General features: G+C 59.4%; 14 protein-coding genes. 12 read left to right on the forward strand and 2 right to left on the reverse strand.

The annotated features are described in order from the left end of the window. The first annotated feature begins 27 nt into the window (after positions 1-27). From dacB to drmB, 11 genes are all read left to right on the forward strand, one after another. Positions 28-1,437 (forward strand): D-alanyl-D-alanine carboxypeptidase/D-alanyl-D-alanine endopeptidase, encoded by a 1,410-nt coding sequence (dacB, locus tag AC1Q61_RS09135; protein WP_042922687.1) that lies wholly within the window; start codon positions 28-30, stop codon positions 1,435-1,437. Then, positions 1,437-2,510: a zinc-dependent metalloprotease gene (locus AC1Q61_RS09140; protein WP_492650845.1), complete on the forward strand. Its 1,074-nt coding sequence runs from the start codon at positions 1,437-1,439 to the stop codon at positions 2,508-2,510. Before dacB ends, AC1Q61_RS09140 begins: the two co-directional genes overlap by 1 nt. Next, entirely contained in the window at positions 2,511-3,488 is a 978-nt protein-coding gene (gene tilS, locus AC1Q61_RS09145) for a tRNA lysidine(34) synthetase TilS (protein ID WP_042922686.1), read from the forward strand. It begins immediately after the preceding gene. A gap of 3 nt (positions 3,489-3,491) precedes the next feature. After that, the gene (gene hpt, locus AC1Q61_RS09150; RefSeq protein ID WP_003941159.1) at positions 3,492-4,046 is read left to right on the forward strand and encodes a hypoxanthine phosphoribosyltransferase; all 555 of its coding nucleotides are present in this window, start codon (positions 3,492-3,494) and stop codon (positions 4,044-4,046) included. 574 nt (positions 4,047-4,620) lie between these two features. Continuing rightward, a complete protein-coding gene (locus AC1Q61_RS09155) occupies positions 4,621-6,906 on the forward strand; it encodes a Z1 domain-containing protein (protein WP_312638360.1) in 2,286 nt (761 codons plus the stop codon). Positions 6,907-7,400: 494 nt separating this feature from the next. Then, positions 7,401-8,729 (forward strand): hypothetical protein, encoded by a 1,329-nt coding sequence (locus tag AC1Q61_RS09160; protein ID WP_128637966.1) that lies wholly within the window; start codon positions 7,401-7,403, stop codon positions 8,727-8,729. Continuing rightward, complete coding sequence (locus tag AC1Q61_RS09165; protein WP_128637965.1) at positions 8,729-9,622, forward strand: hypothetical protein; 894 nt, start codon at positions 8,729-8,731, stop codon at positions 9,620-9,622. Before AC1Q61_RS09160 ends, AC1Q61_RS09165 begins: the two co-directional genes overlap by 1 nt. Positions 9,623-9,696: 74 nt before the next feature. Next, positions 9,697-10,356, forward strand: coding sequence for a DUF6339 family protein (locus AC1Q61_RS09170; protein WP_492650827.1), 660 nt, complete (start codon positions 9,697-9,699; stop codon positions 10,354-10,356). A gap of 373 nt (positions 10,357-10,729) precedes the next feature. Then, the gene (locus AC1Q61_RS09175; protein ID WP_492654883.1) at positions 10,730-13,570 is read left to right on the forward strand and encodes a UvrD-helicase domain-containing protein; all 2,841 of its coding nucleotides are present in this window, start codon (positions 10,730-10,732) and stop codon (positions 13,568-13,570) included. Between the two features lie 8 nt (positions 13,571-13,578). Next, positions 13,579-16,764: a helicase-related protein gene (locus tag AC1Q61_RS09180; protein ID WP_492650829.1), complete on the forward strand. Its 3,186-nt coding sequence runs from the start codon at positions 13,579-13,581 to the stop codon at positions 16,762-16,764. Further along, positions 16,761-18,467 carry a DUF1998 domain-containing protein gene (gene drmB, locus AC1Q61_RS09185; protein ID WP_042922678.1) on the forward strand — a complete coding sequence of 569 codons (1,707 nt, stop codon included), beginning with the start codon at positions 16,761-16,763 and terminating at the stop codon, positions 18,465-18,467. The genes AC1Q61_RS09180 and drmB overlap by 4 nt, the downstream gene beginning before the upstream one ends. Before the next feature lie 8 nt (positions 18,468-18,475). Here drmB and AC1Q61_RS09190 read toward each other — a convergent pair whose 3' ends face one another. Then, positions 18,476-18,910 (reverse strand): hypothetical protein, encoded by a 435-nt coding sequence (locus AC1Q61_RS09190; RefSeq protein WP_252194246.1) that lies wholly within the window; start codon positions 18,908-18,910, stop codon positions 18,476-18,478. Next, complete coding sequence (locus AC1Q61_RS09195; protein ID WP_042922676.1) at positions 18,907-19,809, reverse strand: ParA family protein; 903 nt, start codon at positions 19,807-19,809, stop codon at positions 18,907-18,909. The genes AC1Q61_RS09190 and AC1Q61_RS09195 overlap by 4 nt, the downstream gene beginning before the upstream one ends. Before the next feature lie 143 nt (positions 19,810-19,952). Between AC1Q61_RS09195 and AC1Q61_RS09200 the strand changes: the two genes are divergently transcribed. Next, positions 19,953-21,095 carry a DNA cytosine methyltransferase gene (locus tag AC1Q61_RS09200; protein WP_082900760.1) on the forward strand — a complete coding sequence of 381 codons (1,143 nt, stop codon included), beginning with the start codon at positions 19,953-19,955 and terminating at the stop codon, positions 21,093-21,095. Positions 21,096-21,131 lie beyond the last annotated feature (36 nt).

Consider the following 21,131-nt stretch of genomic DNA (forward strand, 5'->3'; position numbering starts at 1 on the left):
AGTAGGCAGAGCACAGACGGAGGGGCGTTGGCGGGCCAAGGAAAGAAGAAGATCGGCTCGTTGGAAGAGAGTCGACGGCGTAACTTCCGCATCCTTCTGGCGGTCGGTGCAGTGGTTGTACTGGCCGTCGCCGGAGTTGTCGTCGTGAAACTCGGTACGTCGAACGACACCGCGGGCAGCACGACCGTGACTACGTCGCCTCAGCCTGCGCTCGTGACGCCGTCACCCCAGGTGGTGCCCGTCCCGACGGACGCACCGATCCCGAGCGCGTCGGGAATCGCAGCGGCGATCGGCCCGGCCGTGGCCAACCCGGATCTGGGGAAGTTCACCGGAGTAGTCGCTGATGCGCTCACCGGAAACATTCTCTGGAGCACGGACCCGTCGACGCCGATGACGCCCGCGTCCACGACGAAGGTGCTGACCGCATCGGCGGCACTGCTGAAGTTGCCGCTCGACCACCGGCTGTCCACGACGGTGGTGCCCGGAACGAGCCCCGGGCAGGTCGTTCTGGTCGGCGGCGGTGACCCGACGCTGACGGCGACGCCGAAGGGGCAGAGCGGGTACTACGCCAACGCAGCGCACATCGCGGATCTCGTCGACCAGATCAAGGCTGCCGGTACGCCGGTGAACAGCGTCGTGGTGGACTCGAGCTTGTTCAAGGGCGACAACATGGCCACCGGCTGGTTCCCCGCGGACATCGCGGCCGGTTACATCACCCCGATCGAATCGGTGATGATCGAAGGTGGTCGGTACGACGGCACTCAAGACGAGTCGCCGCGTTCGGAAACTCCCGCATTGGACGCGGGCAAGGTGCTCGCTCAGGCGCTCGGTATCGATCCCGCCAACGTGAGTCTCGGCGCGGCGCCTGCCGGTGCCAAGCCGATCGCCACCGTGCAGTCGGCGCCGCTGAGCGACCGACTGCTGCAGATGATGGAACATTCCGACAACGTGCTCGCAGAGACCATCGGGCGTGAGGTCGCGATTGCCTCCGGAATCGAAGCCTCGTTCACCGGAGCAGTCGACGCGACCGGCAAGACCCTGCAGGCGGCCGGGTTCGACTACACCGGTGTATCGCTGCACGATTCCAGCGGACTGTCCGTCGACGATCTCATTCCCGCTCAGGTACTCGATCGCGTCATGACGGCTGCGGCCGGTGACGGTGATCCGAAACTGCGCCCCCTGCTGGACTACCTTCCGGTGGCCGGCGGAACAGGAAGTTTGTCCGACCGCTACGCGTCCGGAAACCGAACCGGTGCGGGTTGGGTGCGGGCCAAGACGGGAACTCTGTCGACGGCCAGCGCGTTGTCAGGGTTCGTGGTCGATCAGAACGGGCGAGTGCTCACCTTCGCACTGATGTCCAATGACCGGCCGCCAGAAGTGAGCCGTCCTGCCCTGGACGCGATTGCCGGAGCATTGAGGAATTGCGGGTGCCAATAGTGGCCGAAAAGACTCCACAAGATGATGACGCCTCGGCTCCGCTCGGTGGTGCCGTCGACTGGAGTCTTGCCGCCAAAGCCGGGATAAAACTGGCGCGCGGCGGCCCCGCGATGTCTCGCTACACGGCCGAGACGGCAACCGCAGAACTCGCCGAAGCGTCCGAGCGCGCAGAACTGCCGGTTCGTGAAGTGACCGGGCTGGCCGACGGTCTACCGGTCCCGGCTGCTGACGTGCTTGACCGGGCCGGGTGGATCACGGCGGCCTCGCGGTCGATGGCACATCTCACCGGCGCCGACCCTGACGGCAGTGGCAATCTCATCGTCGGAAAGCCGGCGGGCCTGCAGGCCGGTGCAATGCTGGCGTACCTGTCTTCGGCGATCCTCGGGCAGTACGACCCGTTCACCGGCGAGCACGGCACCCTGCTTCTGGTCACACCGAACATCGTCTCCGTCGAACGGTCCCTTCGGCTGAACCCGAGTGACTTCCGGTTGTGGGTCTGCCTGCACGAGGTCACGCACCGGGTTCAGTTCTCGTCCTCGCCGTGGCTAGCGGAGTACATGAAGGAATCCGTCGAAACGCTTGGTGCGACGGTGGACGAGTCGATGACCGACGTTGTCGGGCGCCTTGCTGCAGAGCTGCGCTCGCGGAAGGAACCCGACTCCAGTGACGGTGCGACGGCGGGCGGCATCATCGGGCTGCTGCGCGCCTCGCAGGCGGAGCCTCAGCGTGACGCGCTGGATCGGATGCTTGTACTCGGCACCCTCCTCGAAGGGCATGCAGACCACGTGATGGACGCCGTCGGCCCCGCCGTGGTGGCGTCGGTGGCAACGATCCGCGCGGCCTTCGACAAGCGTCGGCAGCGCAAGTCCAACCCCGTGCAGCGGATCATCAAGATGCTTCTCGGCATGGACGCCAAGATGGCGCAGTACGTGCGCGGCAAGGCCTTCGTCGACGCGGTGGTTCTCAAGGTCGGCATGGAGCAGTTCAACACCATCTGGACCGGGCCCGAGACCTTGCCGTTGCTCGACGAGATCGACAATCCCGACGCGTGGGTAAAGCGCGTTCTCGGCTAGATGCTGCTGCCTGAGACGCCTGCCCTCCTGGCGCTGCGACAGGCCGTGCGGGCGTGGACGCTCGCATTCGAGCCGCGGCGCCGTGTGGTCGTCGCCCTGTCCGGGGGAGCCGATTCGTTGGCGCTGACAGCAGCAGCGGTGGCGGAAACCGATTCGGTCGACGCGTTGATCGTGGACCATCGCCTACAAGATGGTTCGGATGCCGTCGCGCGCTCGGCCGCAGACCAGGCGCTGGCGCTGGGTTGCCGGACCGCGACGGTGCTGACAGTCGACGTAGCCGATGGTGGGAGTCTCGAGGCCGCTGCGCGTGAGGCTCGGTACAACGCCCTGCGCGGCGCCAGAACTGACCTCCCGGTTCTGCTCGGACACACGCTCGACGATCAGGCCGAGACCGTGCTTCTCGGACTCTCCCGCGGGTCCGGTGGGCGATCGATTCAAGGTATGACGGCATTCGACGCTCCCTGGGGACGGCCGCTACTCGGCATCCGGCGATCGGTGACCAGGGCGGCCTGCGTCGACCTGGAAATCACGCCGTGGGAGGACCCGCACAACAACAATCCCGAGTTCACTCGCGTACGTCTGCGGCACGAGGCGTTGCCGCTGCTCGAAGAAATTCTCGGCGGGGGAGTTCCCGAAGCATTGGCCCGAACCGCGACGCAGTTGCGTGAGGACGGTGAGGCGCTCGACGAGTACGCCGAGGCCCTACTCCTACGGGTTGTCGTCGACGGGGAAGTGGAAGTGGACACACTTGCCGAAGCGCCCACCGCAATCCGTCGACGCGCTCTGCGCGCCTGGCTGCTGCAGGGCGGCGCAAAAGCATTGACGGACAAACAGTTACGCGCAGTCGACGCCCTGGTGACCGACTGGCGGGGGCAAGGCGGCGTCGCGATCGGCGGCGGAACACCGGAGGCGAGGTTGGTGGCGGCCCGGCGACGTGGCAGGCTGATCCTCGGATTCGAAGACCGACGAAGGGTTTGACGCGTGTACGAGGGCGACATCGCATCGGTACTGATCTCCGAAGAACAGATCCGTGCACGAACGGCGGAACTGGCTGAGGACATCGCCAAGCGTTACCCGGCAGGCGCCCCCGAAGGGGATCTCCTGCTGATCGGCGTCCTCAAGGGAGCGGTCTTCTTCATGACCGACTTCGCCCGCGCCCTGCCGATCCCGTCGCAGATGGAATTCATGGCCGTGAGCTCCTACGGATCCTCGACCTCGTCTTCGGGTGTCGTCCGCATCCTCAAGGACCTCGACAAGGACATTGCCGGTCGCCACGTGCTGATCGTCGAGGACATCATCGACTCCGGTCTCACGCTGTCGTGGCTGATGCGCAACCTCAAGACACGTAATCCCGCTTCGCTCGAGGTCGTCACCCTGCTCCGCAAGCCGGATGCGGTCAAGATCGACGTCGACGTCCGCGACGTGGGCTTCGACATCCCCAACGAGTTCGTCGTCGGTTACGGCCTCGACTACGCCGAGCGGTACCGCGATCTGCCGTACATCGGCACCCTGGACCCCGAGGTCTACGGCGGCTGAGCCCGCTCGCACTGAGCTGGTTGCCTCGTCCCCGACGTGCCAACCAGCTCAGATCTTAACTATTTCCAGCCATCACTTGGATTCTAGGAAGGGTTCGACAACGCCGAATCCTTCTTGGTAGACGCGGTGCTGCGTCGGTTATGCAATAGGTTTTCGGCAAGTTTCGGCTCTCCACAGCTAACCCCGGTCGAAGTCGCTCGCCTGCGAAAGACCGAACGGATCGTTTCTAACGCAACCTTTTCGATTTCTGCGCTACCGTTCAGTCGCGAGGCGACACGGAGGTATGGAGTTGATGGACGATTTCTACGAGGTATTTGCGGGTTGGGCAAGGAAGACGTCGTTGGAATCAGCTCTCAAGCGTTTCAAAGGCAGGCTCACCGCGGAGGAACTCGATGAATTCGAAGCGGAGTATCGCAGACACCTCTCCGGTGTGATCACCGCCGGCCCGCCGATCATCCACGGGCCGCGTGAGCCCTGGTATGCGGGGCCGAACGCCAGCGCCGATACTTATTGGCCTGCTCTCGAGCGTTACATCCGAGGCGACCTGTCGTGGCCAGATGATCGGATCCAGTCCTTGGACGGCTCGTCCAATAAGGTCATTGCCTACACGCCGCGTCCTAACGAATCATCGTGGGATGCGAAGGGGTTGGTAGTGGGCTATGTGCAATCTGGTAAGACCACCAACTTCACTGCTGTGATCGCAAAGGCTGCGGATGTCGGTTACAAATTCGTCATTGTGCTGTCGGGAATTCACAACGGGCTACGGAAACAGACGCAGGAGCGTCTCGATGAGCAGCTTCATATGCTCACGCCTACCAAGTGGAAGCAGCTGACGAATGCGGATGACGATTTTCGCGCGCCTGCCATGCAGTCGACGGCTCTACTGCATGTCGACGACAGTGGTGTGATCCTTGCCGTCGTGAAGAAGAATGCCGCGGTCCTGAAACGTTTGGACAAGTGGTTACAGCCGGCAGTAAAACAGCGAGCTCTCACCGATGTGCCGACTCTTATCATCGACGACGAGGCAGATCAGGCAAGTGTGGAGACTCGAACCATAAACCCCCTGATTCGGGGCATCATCGAGAAGCTGCCGAAAAGCACCTATATTGGCTACACAGCAACGCCATTTGCAAACATTCTGATCGATCCTGCCGGGGGCGACTTGTACCCGAAGGACTTCATTCTGAATCTCCCGGAACCAAAGGGATACTTCGGCACTGAAAAAATCTTCGGTCGAGATGCGGTCGAGGGCGACGAGGCGAACGGGAAAGACCTCGACGGCTCCAACATGGTGCGGATCATTCCCGACGAAGACGTAGACGACGTTCGTCCGCTGGGGAAGACCGCGACGGCGTCCTTCATTCCTTCGATTCCGCCCACCCTCGAGAATGCGCTCGATTGGTTTGTGCTCTCGACGGCTGCGCGACGCGCACGCGGTGACGCCGGGCATTCGACCATGTTGATCCACACCTCGGTGAAGACGGACATTCATCGCCAGTTCAAGGGGCCATTGAATGCATACGTGGAGAGGCTTTCAAAAAGGTGGACTGCCGGTGATGCATCGACCAAGGATCGCTTGCGAGCGCTATGGGAATCCGAGACAGGGAAGGTGCACTCCTCCGAATTCGATTTGAAATCAATCGATTTCGATGCAGTGTCGGCGAAGGTCGAAGATGTCTTGTCGGTCTGTCGCATCGTCATCGACAATTTCCGAAGCGATGACCGCCTCGACTACTCCACTGACGGTCAAATCGCTATCGCGGTCGGGGGGAACACTCTCAGTCGCGGTCTGACGTTGGAGGGGCTGACCGTCAGTTACTTCGTCCGCGCAGCCGGTGCCTACGACACGTTGCTGCAGATGGCACGGTGGTTCGGATTCAGGCCAGGCTACGAAGACTTGCCCAGGATCTGGATGACCGAGGAACTGCGGCAGTGGTTCCGTCATTTGGCGACGGTGGAGCGTGAGATTCGACTGGACATCGAGAGGTACGAGTCCGAGAATCTGACACCGACGGAGTTCGGCGTTCGAATCAGGACTCATCCCACACTCCGGATTACAGCGAAGATGGGCGCCGCTATTCCCGCGTATGCGTCGTACGGCGGCAGGAGGGTTCAGACGCGTTACTTCCGCACGCAGGACTCGGAATGGCTGTTACACAACAAGGATGCTGCAGACGGTCTCGTATCGCGAGTTCGTACCAAGGGAATTCAAGGCGACATCCTGGACTCCGGCTCCGTACTTTTTCGCGATGTCGATGCGGACGATGTGCTGACCTTCTTGAGTGATTACCACGTGCATAAGGATTCGCCCGATCTCGACGCCGAGTTGATCGCCAAGTATGTCGTGAAGCAAAGACGGAAAAATAGGCTCGACAAATGGAACCTGGCAATTTTGGCTGCAGAGCCAGGGAAGGAGAAGGGATTTGTCAGGCTGGGTGGGTTCGACTTCGGTCGGATCGTTCGATCTCAGCTCAAGGATGACGGTCTCGAGCGGGCTGATATCAAGACTCTGATGTCGAAGGATCATCGTGCGGTTGACTTCATACCCAAGACTGTCGCGAGGAAGCTCAGTGAAGGCGCATTGATGGATGCGCGAGACAAAGATGCAACCGTGCACCGGAAGGGCTTACTTCTCTTGTATCCGATCGATCCGGTGTCAGAACCGCTGGAGCAGAACAAGGATTCAAGGAAGCCGCTGAACGCGGTTGAAGACGTCATCGGCGTGGCTCTCGTCTTCCCTGGTGCTGCTGACGACACAAGTCCGGTTGCCCAGACGTACGTCAGTGTCGATTTGACCGATGCTGAGATCGAATCTGATCAGGAAGAACTCGATGAGCTGGTAGGTGCGGGGTCCAATTGAGAAAATCAAAGGCTGCGGAGCGATCGCAGTGGTGGTCACAACGGGTCGCCGCTGAGGGATCTACCGCTTCGGAAGGTATCCGTCGACAACTCGGGAAGCCCAAGCTGGATCCGCTCACCGTGCTCATTCGCGAAGCGGCTCAAAATAGCTGCGATGCAGCGCTTCCGGGCCGGGAGGTTGACTTCAATGTGCAGATTCGTCAACTGACAGGCAATAGGCTCGAACGGTGGCGGGAGTTCCTTCTCCCAGGGCCGGTAGGGGCGTCCCTCGGCCTGGCTGAAGCGCTGGACCGACAGCCGACCATCTTGACGATTTCCGATCGTGGCACGACTGGCCTTGGTGGTCCTCTACGAGCAGATGAACCTCCACTCGAAGGGGAGCGAGCGGACTTCGTCAAGTTCATCAGAAATGTAGGTGAGAGGAAGGGAGTCGACCTGGGTGGGGGCTCCTACGGATTCGGCAAAGGAATTCTGTACAACGTCAGTCGGTGTCACGTGATCGTCGCTGACAGTCGTTGCATCTTTCGCGGTAAGCCGCAGCGTCGATTGATCGGTGCCGCCATGGGAGATGGTTTCCAAGACAAGGGCGTTCGCTACACCGGACGCCATTGGCTAGGCGTACTGGAAGGTGAAATCGCGCAGGCACTGGTAGATGACGACGCCGAAGAGATGGCAACTGCCCTTGGCTTGCCGAGGTTCGCTGAGGGGCAAACCGGTACGACTGTAGCGATCATCGATATTGACCTGGGAGCCGTTCGAAATGGCGACGTAGAGCAGGAACGCACACCAGAGTCGGCTGCCGAGTTCATCGCTTCGACCATGTTGTGGAATCTGTGGCCGAAAATGATTGACGGGGTGGAAAACCGCTTGCGGTGTTCAGTGAAGTTCGAAGGGTTCTCTGTCCAGATACCTGATCCAGCTGCAACAATCGAATTGAAGCCGTTCGTCGATGCGTATCGAAAGCTATCGCTGGACGGTGAATACGATGTGCCGGCTCGAAGGGCTAAGCCTCAGGAGATCGGTCGTTTCGCGAAGGTCGAGTCGATGGCGCCCATCAAGCAGAATTATCTGCTGTCTCTGGCAGCCCCATTCAGTGGTGCCGCACATCATTGCGCGCGAATGCGCCAAGCCGATCTGGTCGTAAATTATGTATCTGGAGATCCTCATCCAGATGAAGCGATTCAGTACGGCGCAGTCTTCAAAGCCGGCATCGATGCCGATCGGTACTTCTCGGATGCTGAGCCCCCCACTCACGACGATTGGGTGACGAGTGGGCTACATGGCACAGCATTGGGCGTAGTTCGTCTCGGAGCCACTTACGTGAAGAGCAAGCTCAAGCCCTCGGTTCGAGATGTCGATGCTGATCTGCATCACGAAGCTGCGTTGGCTCCGCTCGCGGGTCGCCTGTCAGGACTTGTGGCAGGTGCATCCGGCGATGGCGCAGGGCAACCAAGTCGAAACGGGAGCCGTCGGTCAGGTCGATCCGGCAGTCGTTCGGCTGTCAAGCCAAGGATCGTGGAGGGCCCGCAACTGATCGTGCGTGGCGGCGACGCGCTCGTGGTTGCTACGGTCGAGTTACCCGCTTGGCCCACAACAAAATTGGTGGTTGCGGAGCCTGTCGTTGTGATCGATGGTGGCATTGAGTTACGGGGACTTCTGGAACCGGCGGAGGTCGTGGGCTGGGTATGTCTTGAAACGGGCGAACATCGGGTAGGAAGTCAGATTTCTGTTGGACGTGCAGACCCCCGGAAATGGGTAGTTTCTGTCCGTCCACCTCGGGACGCGGTCGTGCGGCTAACTTTTGTTGTAGAGGATGAAAGCTGATGGCCGTCAGAGACGTTCGTCCGTATTTGGTGCCGAGTTCCGGGACTATTGAGCCGTCGATCTGGTCACGGATGGTTGAAGGTGAGTGGGAGCCACTGGGCGAGGCTGTCGAGAATTGGGACTATCGATCAGGACTCCGCTTGCGCTGCACCATAAATGCGGATCCGTTGATGATCCGCGCGCATACGAGGCTTGATGATGGTTCGCCATTGGCGTTCTACTTCGGGTGGCGAGCATTGGACACCTACCTAGTCGGACCGGCGAAGCGCGTACCCCTCGCGGACGGGCGGTTCGATGTCGAGATTGAAGTCGATCCGCAATATGCCGGTGCAACTATCGCTTTGACCAGGAAATTGGTTCTCGAAAGGGATCGGTTGAGTCCGCTCGTGGGAGAAGCGCGCCACGCGGGCTCAATCCTCTGGAACGACGAGCAAGCACTTCGTCTCACCGGCTCCGAAGCGATGTTTCCTACCGAGGTTGTCGATTTCGACGCATTCGGCATCGACGAGGGAGCCAGCTGGCATCTTCGAATGCCACTGAGTCCGGACGAGCCTGCGATGGGGGCATTGTTGCTCCTGATAAATCCGCTTGACAAGAAGCTGGTCAAGGCAGTCCAGAGGGAGAGGAACCATACGGACGAGCAATTGGTACTCATTCAAGAGATGGAAGAAGGCCTGGTGGACGAAATCGTCCGATGGTCGCTGGCGCGTTGGGATGAGCTCGAAGGTTGTGATAGCGAATCATTCGGCGCCACTGCTCGTTCTCTTGCTCTCAGGGTGCTTGTCGACCCCACTGCGTGGACCGCCGAATCAATCCTGGGCTCCTCAATGGATTTGCACAGTTCGATTGTGGCGGGTGCACGTTCGATTGGATTTGGAAGGTTGCTCTCATGACCGAGCTGTGGCCCCGATTGAGTCTTGCGTCGGGAGTAGTTGAATTGCAAAAGCTCAATGGAGATCCTTCACAAATGGCACGGGCGGCGCGTCCTACGCACTCGCAGATGACGTATGCAGCGAGTGGAGGGAAGCGAATCGGCGAGTCTGGTGTACAAGAGTTGGCAGACTCGATTCGAGCGATTGCGCATGATTGCGGATATCCGGGCGAGGTAGGGAACGCGGACCTGATTCGCTTTGATCGCGTTGCTGCAGAAGAGATTCATCGGACTATGCAGATCACGTCAGTGGAGGCAGCTCACCGAGGAGTGTGGAACTTCCTCGCAATCGTGGCGATGCCTGACATCACCCGATGGCGATTCCCTGGAGAGAACATTGAACGTTGGATCGCAACTGACCTGACACGTCATATGTTTGCTCGCTTGTGGTGGCAGGCAATGACATTCGCGACAGTGGTCGACGGCGTCGCGGACTACTCGCTCCTGCGCAAACTCTCGGAGAGTGACCTCAACCAGATTACCGAACGCAGGTCGATAGCAGGAGTAACTCCTCTCGCTCGTTCGATCGCTCGCATCTTGATCGAAGGTGGAGGACAGAGAAAGGTTCTCCGTGACGCTGTGCCCAGACTGCGTCGGTTGATGGCGTTCATCGACTTCTCGATATTGAGCGACGAACAGTTGGACGACCGCGTGCGCGCGATTTTTCGTGAAGTCTCGCTCGAGGTCATTCAGTAAGTCATTCGTCTTCCTGGCGAATTGCGAGGCTACCAGCGAACGCCTAAACCGGACGGATAGTCTCTTATCGTGCTATTCGGTTGGCGGTGGAGAGGAGTGCCGGGTGAGTTCTCGAGTACAAGAAGACGCGGTGGCGTCGCTCAGTGCGATTCTCGTCCAAGCCCGGGCTGCTGATGAACGGGGCCGACGCAACCTGGTGAACAGCGTTGGTTCGAATGCGTTCACAGCCCCGTTGACGGATTCCTTCGGTGAACTCGCCGCATTTGTTACTGCTACGGCGGTAGGAATTCAGATTCTGCGCGGAAACACCGTTGCCACGGAGATTCCCCCACCGTTGCCGTGGCCGTTGGATGAGCTCATCGACGATTCCGACTTGGGCGACTGGTCGGCGGAAGGACTGGTCGTTGATCTGAGCGAAGTTCATACATACGCCCCCTTCTATTATCGCGAATACGGCCTCGACCTGAGTGAGTTGTTCGGTGAGTACCGCCGAACGTGGAACACGTGGAGGCGCTTCCAGCGCCGTGTTCAAGAGAGCGCCGAATTGTACGACGTGCTTGATGAGCTCGAGACTGCGATTTCGCTGTCTGCTCGGACAGTCGATACCGTCATCGCAGCGTGGCGTCTGGTCGTTCCTGAGCATGGAATTGACACCCGTATCGCATTCCGCTCGGCGCGACTGGTGCGGATCATCGCAAAGGGTGCTGAAGGCGACCTTGGGGATGACGAAACGGCCTCGAGTACTGATGTGCGTGGGATTGCTCTGACCATCGATCCTGCTGAACCGATGTTCATCGAACTTGGATCGACCGGGCTGACCGCAGACGGTGGTGAGTCGCTCCAGTTCCGTACGAGTGTCCTCGAACGGAACGATCTCCCGGTCGGCGCGCATGTTCGTAGCCGTGTATTCGACGACGTCCGTCCGGCAGTTGCCAGGGCTCTCCATCGGCAATGGGGAAGCGACGTCACGTGGACGCTCACGATGAGCCCCGCACTTCTGGTTCGAGAATCCTCAGCGGAACAGGACCAGAGTGAAATTCAGCGACTGAAGGACGCGGTGACCACGACACTGGCGCCTTGGCCCGACCTCGCCGAGCAAACACAGGCTGAAATTTCAGACGCGACCAGGGGCCGCTGGGGCAGCCTGGTGGAAAAACGACTCGCGGAACTGATCGCTCGTCTGGAGCTTCCTGCCGGAACCGGCACGGAGCCGATAGACGTCGCAGCAGATTCAATCGTTGTCACGATTTCGGACACACCGAAGTTTCGCGACCGGCTCAGGGCGCGGGCAAACCCCGTCGACATCCTTACCCGTTTTCGTGACCGCCGTCGCGCTGCGGCGGCCGCGTCGGTTGTGGCGCCCGCTTTCTCGATCGATGCGAGCGAAAGCCCCTCGCAATCGCTCGAGATCGATTCTGGTTCAACCGTTACCGGTCTTGATGAACTTCAACGCCGAGTAGCTGAGGCGGCCACTGATGACCGTCTTGTGGTAGTTGCCGGCGCGGGGCAGGGAAAGACCGAAGTTGTTGCTGCCAGACTCGATCACTTGGCAAGGGAGTGCGACTTGTCCCTGTCGACAGAAGTGCTCGTTCTGAGTTTTTCCAGAGCAGCAGTATCCGCTGTTCGTAGTCGATTGGAAGCACGGGTATTGGCGCAGGCCGAGATTCGTACTTTCGACTCGTTTGCCAACCGGGTGATCATCGATGCGGGTGAGGATCCAAAAGGCAACTTCGACGCAAGAATCGAACGTGCTGTTGGGCTTTTGACTGATGAAGACGCTGATTTGCCGATGTTGGAAGACATTCAGCATGTCGTTCTCGACGAGGTGCAGGACCTCGTCGGGCAGCGTGCGAAGCTCGTGCTGGCGTTGATCGATCGACTCGGGGACGAGGTCGGGTTCACTGCGCTCGGCGATCCGAATCAGGCGCTCTACGATTTCCAGCTTTCCCCGGAAGAACAAACCCAGCGTTTGGACGTGATCAGTGAGCTGCGCGGTCTCGCGAATGTTGAATCGACGGGTCTGAAACGGAATTTCCGTGCGCGGGGGAAAGACCCTCTTGCTGTCGTCGAGCTAGGGTCTCGCCTCCGTGAGATGGACAGCGGAGCGCGAGCACGTGAAGAGGTTGATGCCTTCATTTCCCGGCTGGAAAGCGTCGATTCCTCGGCGTGGCTCACTGATGTCTACCGCGCTGGACGGAGCACCGCGATCCTGACTAAGACCAACGGTGACGCTTTGTGTGTATCCCAACAGCTCACCGCCCTGAACATCCGTCATACACTGCGGCGTACTGCACAAGAGCATGGCGCTCGGGCATGGGTTGCAGAGCTTGCTCGGCAGCTTCCGCGAAACATGAACCGCCGTGAGGATGTTATTGCTGCACTGCAGAATACGTCGGTGATTGACCCGATCGATGCATGGAATCTGCTCAAGGAATCCGAAGGTCGGACGCAGTTTCCGAACGATCTCGATCTCTCGAGGATCAGGCGTGTCATCGGTGGATACGGCATCCCGACGGCATTGTTGGCAGATGCCACGGAGGACGTTGTGGTTTCCACTGTCCATCGTGCGAAGGGCCTCGAATTCGAAAGGGTCTTCCTGTTCGACACAGACTACGAACCTGATGACGACGACTTCGCCATCGCTCGGCGAAACTATGTCGCGCTGAGCCGTGCGCGCGACGAAATCGTACGTTGCGCACCAAAAGCGACGAAGTCGTGGATGAAGAAGGACACGGCATCTGTTGGGCGCTGGACGGAACAGGTATTCGGCAAGGGTGGAAAGCGAACTCGTGCAATTGAAATCAGGTTCAATGACATGGACACCGACGAACCCTTCGAATGCGGCGAAAACGCTCCTGCTGTTCAGAGTCTGCTTGCCGCCGGTACTCTCGTCGGCCAAACTGTGACACTGGTTTTGGACCTGGAGTGGACCCATCGCGATGCGCCAATCTATCTGGTCAAGGATTCCGATGGTGTCGCATTTGCGCGTACATCCGAGCAGTTCGGGCGAGATATCAGGAGAATTTTCATGATTGGAAATGCCCGTTGGCCAACGATTTTGAATGGTGCAACGACGATGTCGATTGAATCTGTCGCAGGTTCACCTGAAGTCAGCGACGAATTGGGAATCGGTGATTCCGGCATCTGGCTGGTGCCCCGGCTCGCCGGCCTTGTCCAACCAGACTGGAACACGAGATGGGATGGAAAGAATTGACAACCGTCATGACCGAGCTGGATGCGATGTACGGGTTCCGTGCGGAGATGGTCGAGGAGCTCAAACTCGATCTTCTCGGTCAGGGAGAGGGCGCGTCGGAGGTGCTCGCAGAACCACCGTTGGATCGCTACGTCGTGGGCGTGCTGTGGCCGACGGATGAGCCCCTGCAGGAGGAGCCGGAACCCGACAGTGCCGAAGCGGATTCCATTGAAGGTGAAAGTGATTCACCTGTTGCGCAATCCTTGATGCGCTACCCCTCGTCGATGGGTTTGACGTTCACAGTCGATGTTGGTCTGGTATCCGAGGTGTCTTTCGATGTGTCGGCAGCACGATACAGACCTTCCGAGACGCTCGACGACCAAGACCAGGGTGGCAAACGCCGCAGAGGACGGAGTCGGCCTACCGCCTGGACCAGAGAGGCATGTACGCCAGAACGAGTGCGCCATTCACTGGCCACGAAAGGTGCAGTGAAGCTGCATGTTGCACCAGGCTTGGAGCTGTACATTCTGACTCGGACACCGCGCGACGGTAAGGTGACGGTCTCCGCCGTTCTCCGGAACAAGCTTTCGGTGAACAAAGGTGAACTCAAAGACGCGAGTGCCTGGTTCCAGGTCGAACTTGTCGTGACAACCGAAGTGCCTGCGATCGTCGACCGTAGTGCGCCGAACAGGCTCGGCGGCGAGGGTGACTTGCTCTCGGCGGAATTGATGTACCGCAATGCACGCAACTTCGGCATCGGGCACGGATGCGCCGTCACCTGGAGTGGAGTCGAGGCGACCACCGATCGCATCGCCACGACGCTGTTGCCTACGCACGAGGTTTCCCGCGCCCGGCCTGGGAAGGTCGGACCCGACGTCGATCTGAGAATGTCTTTTCTCGCGGAAGCAGACAAGGCGACTCTGGTCGCCACGTTGGGCAAGCTTGTCACCGCATATCGGGAGTGGATCAGCGAGCTGGAAGGGTCGGTGAAGGCCGGCAAGACGAACATTCCTGAATCGCTCGAGGGCACCGCAGACGTTCACTTCGAGAATGCGCGCGAGGCCGCGAATCGCATAGAATCGGGAATCGAGCTGCTCGACAACGATTCTGAGGTTCTCCGGGCATTTCGCCTGGCAAACTCTGCAATGCAAACCCAGCGTGCCCGACAGGTCTGGGTTCGTGCCGGTGCCACCGGTCCTGTCGGCGACGGAATTGATCAAAGTTGGTATCCGTTTCAGATCGCGTTCATCCTGCTCAATCTCCCTAGCATCTCCGACCGAGAGCACCCGGAGCGCGGCGTCGCGGATTTGCTGTGGTTCCCTACCGGTGGCGGAAAAACCGAAGCGTACCTGGGACTGGTTGCGTTCATCGTTCTCCTGAGGAGAATTCGCGATGACACCGCCATTGGCGTAGCTGTAATCATGCGGTACACCTTGCGGCTGCTGACAATTCAGCAGTTCGAACGCGCGACGATGTTGATGTGCGCTCTCGAACGAATTCGAATTACAGACGGCAGCTTGGGCGCGAGACCGTTCTCGATCGGCTTGTGGGTAGGTCGGGGGGGAACACCGAATACGCTCCTCGAGGCAAAGAAATCGTTGCGGTCTCTGCGATCGGAAACCGAGATCACCGAGGCGAATCCGGTCCAGCTGACGCAGTGCCCTTGGTGTGGAAAGACTCTCGATCACACGAAATATTCGGTCGTTGCCAGTCCTGAGCCGAAGCTCGTTATCGCTTGTCGCAACAATGCATGCGACTTTGCGGCCGGACTGCCGGTTTATGTTGTGGATGAGGACATTTACGAATATCGACCCGAGCTGATTCTCGGCACGGTAGACAAGTTCGCCATGATGGCCTGGCGTTCCGATGTCGGAAAGCTCTTCGCGCGAGACGGAGTTGGTAGCCCGCCTGATCTGATCATCCAAGACGAGCTCCATCTGATATCCGGACCTTTGGGGTCGATGGTCGGTCTGTACGAGACGGCAGTGGATGTCGCGTGTTCGGTTCCGGGGAAGGGGGGAGCGCCCGGATCAAGACCTAAGATCATCGCGTCGACGGCCACCATCCGCCGGTCTGATGAGCAGATCAAGATGGTCTTCGACCGGGAGTCGCGCCAATTCCCACCCCCAGGAATTGATCCCGATCAGTCGTTCTTTGCTGAGCCGGCGCCGCGCGACACTGCAGGAACTCGAATGTACGTAGGTGTGATGAGTCCGGGCACGAGCCACGCGACTCTCCTCGTGAGGACGTATGGTGCGTTGCTGCAGGCAGCCCAGGACATCGAGTCCGAGGACTCCACTCGGGATCCCTACTGGACACTCTTGGGGTACTTCAACAGTTTGCGAGTACTCGGCAGTGCCATGCTGCAGGTCGAAGGAGACGTTCGTGAGCGACTGGACGTCGTATCCAGGCGTGGCGGCACTGAGGCGCGCCGGCTGGAGTCTGCGAATGAGTTGACCAGTCGCGTTTCGTCAGCGGAAATCCCTAGGCGGCTCAAGAGTCTGGAGCGGAAATACGATTCGGGGACCGCCGATGACATCGTTCTGGCCACGAACATGATCTCGGTCGGGTTGGACATCGATCGGCTCGGGTTGATGACTGTCATGGGACAACCTCAGTCGAGCTCCGAGTACATCCAAGCTACAAGTCGCGTGGGTAGGAAGTATCCCGGGTTGGTTGTCACGATCTTCAACTCCGCTCGTTCGCGAGATCGGTCGCATTTCGAGAATTTTGTTCCGTTTCACCAGGCCCTCTACCGTGCCGTAGAAGCTACGAGCGCTACTCCATTCGCTGCGCGTGCGCGAGATCGAGGGTTGCATGGGGTATTTGTGTCCCTCGCGCGCATGATGATCGGTCCGATGTCGGGCGAGGGGGGCGCGCATGCTGCGCCGGCGCATGAGGCGGAGCTTCGAAACTTGATCTCTACCATCGAACGACGGGTGGAAGCGACATCGAGCGACGAGAGTGAAGACACCGTGGAGCAGTTGAACGAAATGCTCAAGGTGTGGATCGCGGAGGCGAAGGCCCGCGATTCCATGAAGTATCAGGATCGCAAGAATTCGATGGACGCGCTTCTGGTCGAGCCTTCGTCTGCACTCACTGATGACAACATCGAATACACCCAAACCGAGACGCCCTGGCCCACTTTGATGAGTTTGCGCGACGTCGATGCGGAGAGTGCTCTGTACACGATCCGAATGAGGAGTCAGTCATGACAGTTGCCAAGGCTCGTCGCACTCAGTTGCTGAGCACTTACGGGGTTGGAAGTTTGTTTCCTTCGGAGACAACGAGTTACATGATTGCCGGCATTCACGAGTGGAAGGCGCGTGATGCGGACCTCATCAGTGAACCGCGTCTTGCGCGAAGTCTCGGAGTGTCTGAGCTGAAAGCTCCCCCAGCAGGATCGAAGCGCAAGCGCGACATACCGGTGATTCGATTTCCCATCACACAGGTCTGCCCGTCGTGCAGGCGAATCGATTCCATTGGAAAGTTGTCCAACGATCGAGAAGTTGCTCGCTGTTCGTGTGAGAAGCGAACGGAACTGAGCCCGTTCCGTCTGGTTATTGCCTGTACGCGTGGGCATATCGACGAATTCCCCTACTTCCGATGGCTTCATCAGGGCCAAGATGGCGGATCGGAGCACACGATGCACCTGCGCGCCCAGGGCCGGACTTCGTCGCTCGCCGACCTGGAATTGACCTGTACCTGTGGTGTGCAACCCAGGACCCTCGACGGTTCAGCTGGTCCGATGGCACTGGCCGAGTTCGGTAAGTGTGCCGGTCGTCGCCCATGGCTGGGGCCCGACGAGTCCCAGCACTGCGAAGAGGCACCTCGGGCTGTTCAGCGTGGTGCGTCCAACGTCTGGTTGCCTGCCGTCAGATCGGCAATTTCGATCCCGCCGTATTCTCAAGCACTTGCCAAGTTTGTTGACCGCCATTGGGTTTCGCTCGGAGACCCGGAGGCAGTGACACCGGCACTTCTGCGTAACCTAGCCGAGTACTCTCGTCGCTTCTCGGTGCAGCAGATCGAGGCCGAGCTGGAACGGCGCAGAGGCGAAGCGTTCGACGACCTGCTTACCGAGGAGGCACTCCGTCGTCAGGAATATGCCGCTCTTGTCGAAGGCCGCGAACAAGAGAGCCTTGACGATGATTTTGTGTGCCTGGAAAGAGATGTGCCCGTCGACTTCGAGCACTTGATTTCCGACGTTCGCAAGGTGACTCGGTTGCGGGAAGTGCGCGCGCTCTATGGCTTTACCAGGCTTGATGACAACGAAGAGAATCTGTGCGCATTGTCGCCGGACAAGACGCACTGGCTGCCCGCGATCGAGGTGATCGGCGAGGGCATTTTTATTGCTTTTCATCGAGATGCCCTGGAGGACTGGGCACAGGAGAGTTTTCCGGTCGAACGGTGGAGCTTGTTCAAGAAGGTTGCCGGTCCCGCGTTGCAGCGACCCGACGAACGAGCTGTGACGGGTCTGATTCGTGTTGCACTTCATACGTTTGCGCATGTGGTGATCGACCAATTGTCGCTTGAAGCAGGGTATCCGGCGGCGTCACTGCGAGAGCGGCTCTATGTTGACGATACGGGCATGGCTGGTGTGTTGATCTACACCGCAAGTTCCGATTCCGCAGGCAGCCTCGGTGGAGTGGCATCGCAGGCAGAAACCGAACGGCTGGGCCCAGCTCTCGCAGAGGGTTTGGCTCGAATGTCCTGGTGTTCAGCCGATCCCGTCTGCATCGAATCTCAGGGTGCGGGCGCCGATGCGATGAATTTGGCTGCGTGCCATGCTTGCGTTCTGTTGCCGGAAACCTCATGCGAGTTGGGAAACCGGTATCTGGACCGAGCCTTGCTTTTCGGAACGCCAGAGGACGGTCATGAGGATCACGGATTGTTCAGCGAGACTCTGGAGTCGATCTGAGGACTGGATCAGCGGAATGCGTTGTCGCGCGTGCTCGTAGCACGGACGCGCTCGACAATGCGTTCCCTGACCTTGCCGGCCGTCTTCCACTTCATCGAGCGCTTGTCGGGATCCAACCCGTATTGGTGCAGGATGTCTCGGAGTTGTTCGAGATCCAGACCACCCAGTTCCTTGCGCAGTCCATCTTCTCCGTCGCTGCGAAAAGCTGCGAAGGGATCAAGGACTGCTGGTGCCCTTGGTGTGCTGACTCTTCGGGCTTTGGTTTCCGTTCGAATGGTCCGCGAGGCGCTAGGGCGGGCATCCCCAACGGCAATGTGTTCTGCGACAAGTTTCCCCATTGTCAGCACAATGATCGCGGCGTTCGGATCCTGAGCTGCCAGTTTGTTGATCGACAATTCGAACGCCGTCTGGGCGGCGACGAGTTCGTCGTTGATTGGTGTCACGTGTAGATCTCCACATTCGTCATTACGTGGGATGTGAGGTCTCTCAGATCGTCGACCTTCTTGCCCCCGCCGTAGCGGTTCTTCAAGGTGCCGAAGTCGAAGAACTCTGCTGCTGCTGCGATGTCCGTCGCCTCGGGTATCCAATAGGGGATGACATTGGGTGGACGTTCGATGAGCTTGCGTTCTGCAGCAGGCAACGCGTCGTAGTCGAGGACCGCGTTCTGCAACCGCTGGATGGTGTTTCGGTGCAAGTTGGTGTTCGCGCGATACTTGGTGATGATCAGTCCGAGGGCTTGGACGTGATGTCCAGTTTTTTCGGAGAACATCCGTACGCGCTTCTGAATCTGCGGGATGCCGTACGTGGACAGCACATCGGGAATCGTCGGAATTACGTACGCGTCGGCCAACATCAGTCCGTTGCGCGTGATGATCCCCATATTGGGCGGACAATCGATGAGTATGTAGTCGTAGTGGTCTCTCACCGTGTCGACAGCTTCTTTGAGAACTAGAAGCGGTTGCAGCGAATCTGGCTCGTCATATTGCCACGCTGCGACTTCTTCGGAGATCTCGATCATGTCGAGTGACGACGCCAGGAGGTCGATACCGGCCAATTTCGCCAGCGGTGACACGTTTCGTTGAATCGCATCGTCGATGTCGAACTTTGGCGCTTGCGAATCGAGGGCCTGTTCGAACAGTGCTTTCAGCGTGCGACCGGAGTTGTTGAGCTCGTGCCAGTGTTCGGTCCCGATCATCATCGTTGTGAGATTGGTCTGGGGGTCCAGGTCGATCAGGAGAACACTCTTTCCGAACATGCCCGCCATGAACTCGGCGAGTGCGGCGGTCATTGTGGACTTTCCGACGCCACCCTTGAGGTTTATGGTCGCAATTACTTTGGCCATGAGGTGCGTCGGTCCTTACATCTCGGATGCGGTGGTGGTCGTCACGGGCGAATTCGCATTCGACGCAGACTCTACGATGACCAGGCGACAATGCGGCTGTGTGGTGGCTGGAGTCGACCATCGGTGTCGTAAACTTCGCCGTTATGGAAGACAATCGCAGCGCACAGTGTGATCTGTCCACGCACTCGGTTGTCGACCTGTTTGCCGGTCCCGGAGGCATCGATGTCGCTGCGACCTGGCTCGGAATGAGTACCCACGGAGTCGAATGGGACGACGATGCGCATGCAACACGTACCGAAGCCGGCCTGGATACTGACCATCGTGATGTTCGTGAGCTAGGTCCGAAGGAATTCCCCAATGCAACCATTCTTGCCGGTGGGCCCCCGTGCCAGACGTTCACAGTGGCGGGATCCGGTAGCGGACGGGACGCTCTCGATGATGTGCTGAAGTTGGTAGATCGCATGGCTCGGGCTGAAGACGTGTCATCTTCGCTCAAGGGCCTCGATGACGAGCGCACCGGACTGGTGCTCGAACCGCTGCGTTGGGTCCTCGAAGCGCACGGTGCCGGCCGACCGTACGAAGCGGTGGTCCTCGAACAGGTTCAGACGGTCCTACCCGTGTGGGAGGCGATGAAGCCGGTTCTGGAGTCGCTCGGTTACAAAGTTGTGTGCACAGTTCTACGAACCGAAGAGTTTGGTGTGCCGCAGACCCGCCGCCGAGCAGTGCTGCTCGCCAACCGGACAGTTTCGCCGATCCGTCCGGTGCCCACGCACCAGGCGTACCGAGCGGGAATGGTGCGTGGAACCGGAGAATCGCATTTGCTGCCATGGGAAACCATGGGTTCGGCTCTGAAGCGGGGCGAGTGGTTCGAGGTTGTGTCCAACTACGGCTCGGGCGGAATTCCCTCCGCGCGTGGGCGGCGCACTTCTGATCAGCCGTCGGCCACGGTGACCGGCAAGATTTCGCGTAACCGCATTGTCGACCACATGGGGGACGAACAGGAACGGTTCTCTCCCGCCGAAGCTGGTCGGCTGCAAACGTTCCCCCTCGACTACAAATGGGCGGGGCAAGGCTGGGCTCAGCAGGTGGGGAATGCTATGCCGCCCAGGTTAGCTGTTCATGCGCTCGCGGCCGCCTTTGGTCGCGTTCCGGTGACTGCGCAGCTGGACAGCAAGATCGAGGAGTCCTGGATGCGATCACGAGTGTCCGACACGCCGGTTTTAACAGTAGCTCCTGACCTGGGGATGGAAGGTGCGCTGGATCTTGGTGCCGCTGTGGCGGTCTGACTCCAGAGTAGGTAGGGAACAGCGGCGCACTAACCG

This window comes from Rhodococcus sp. MPR-R1B (assembly GCF_058793255.1).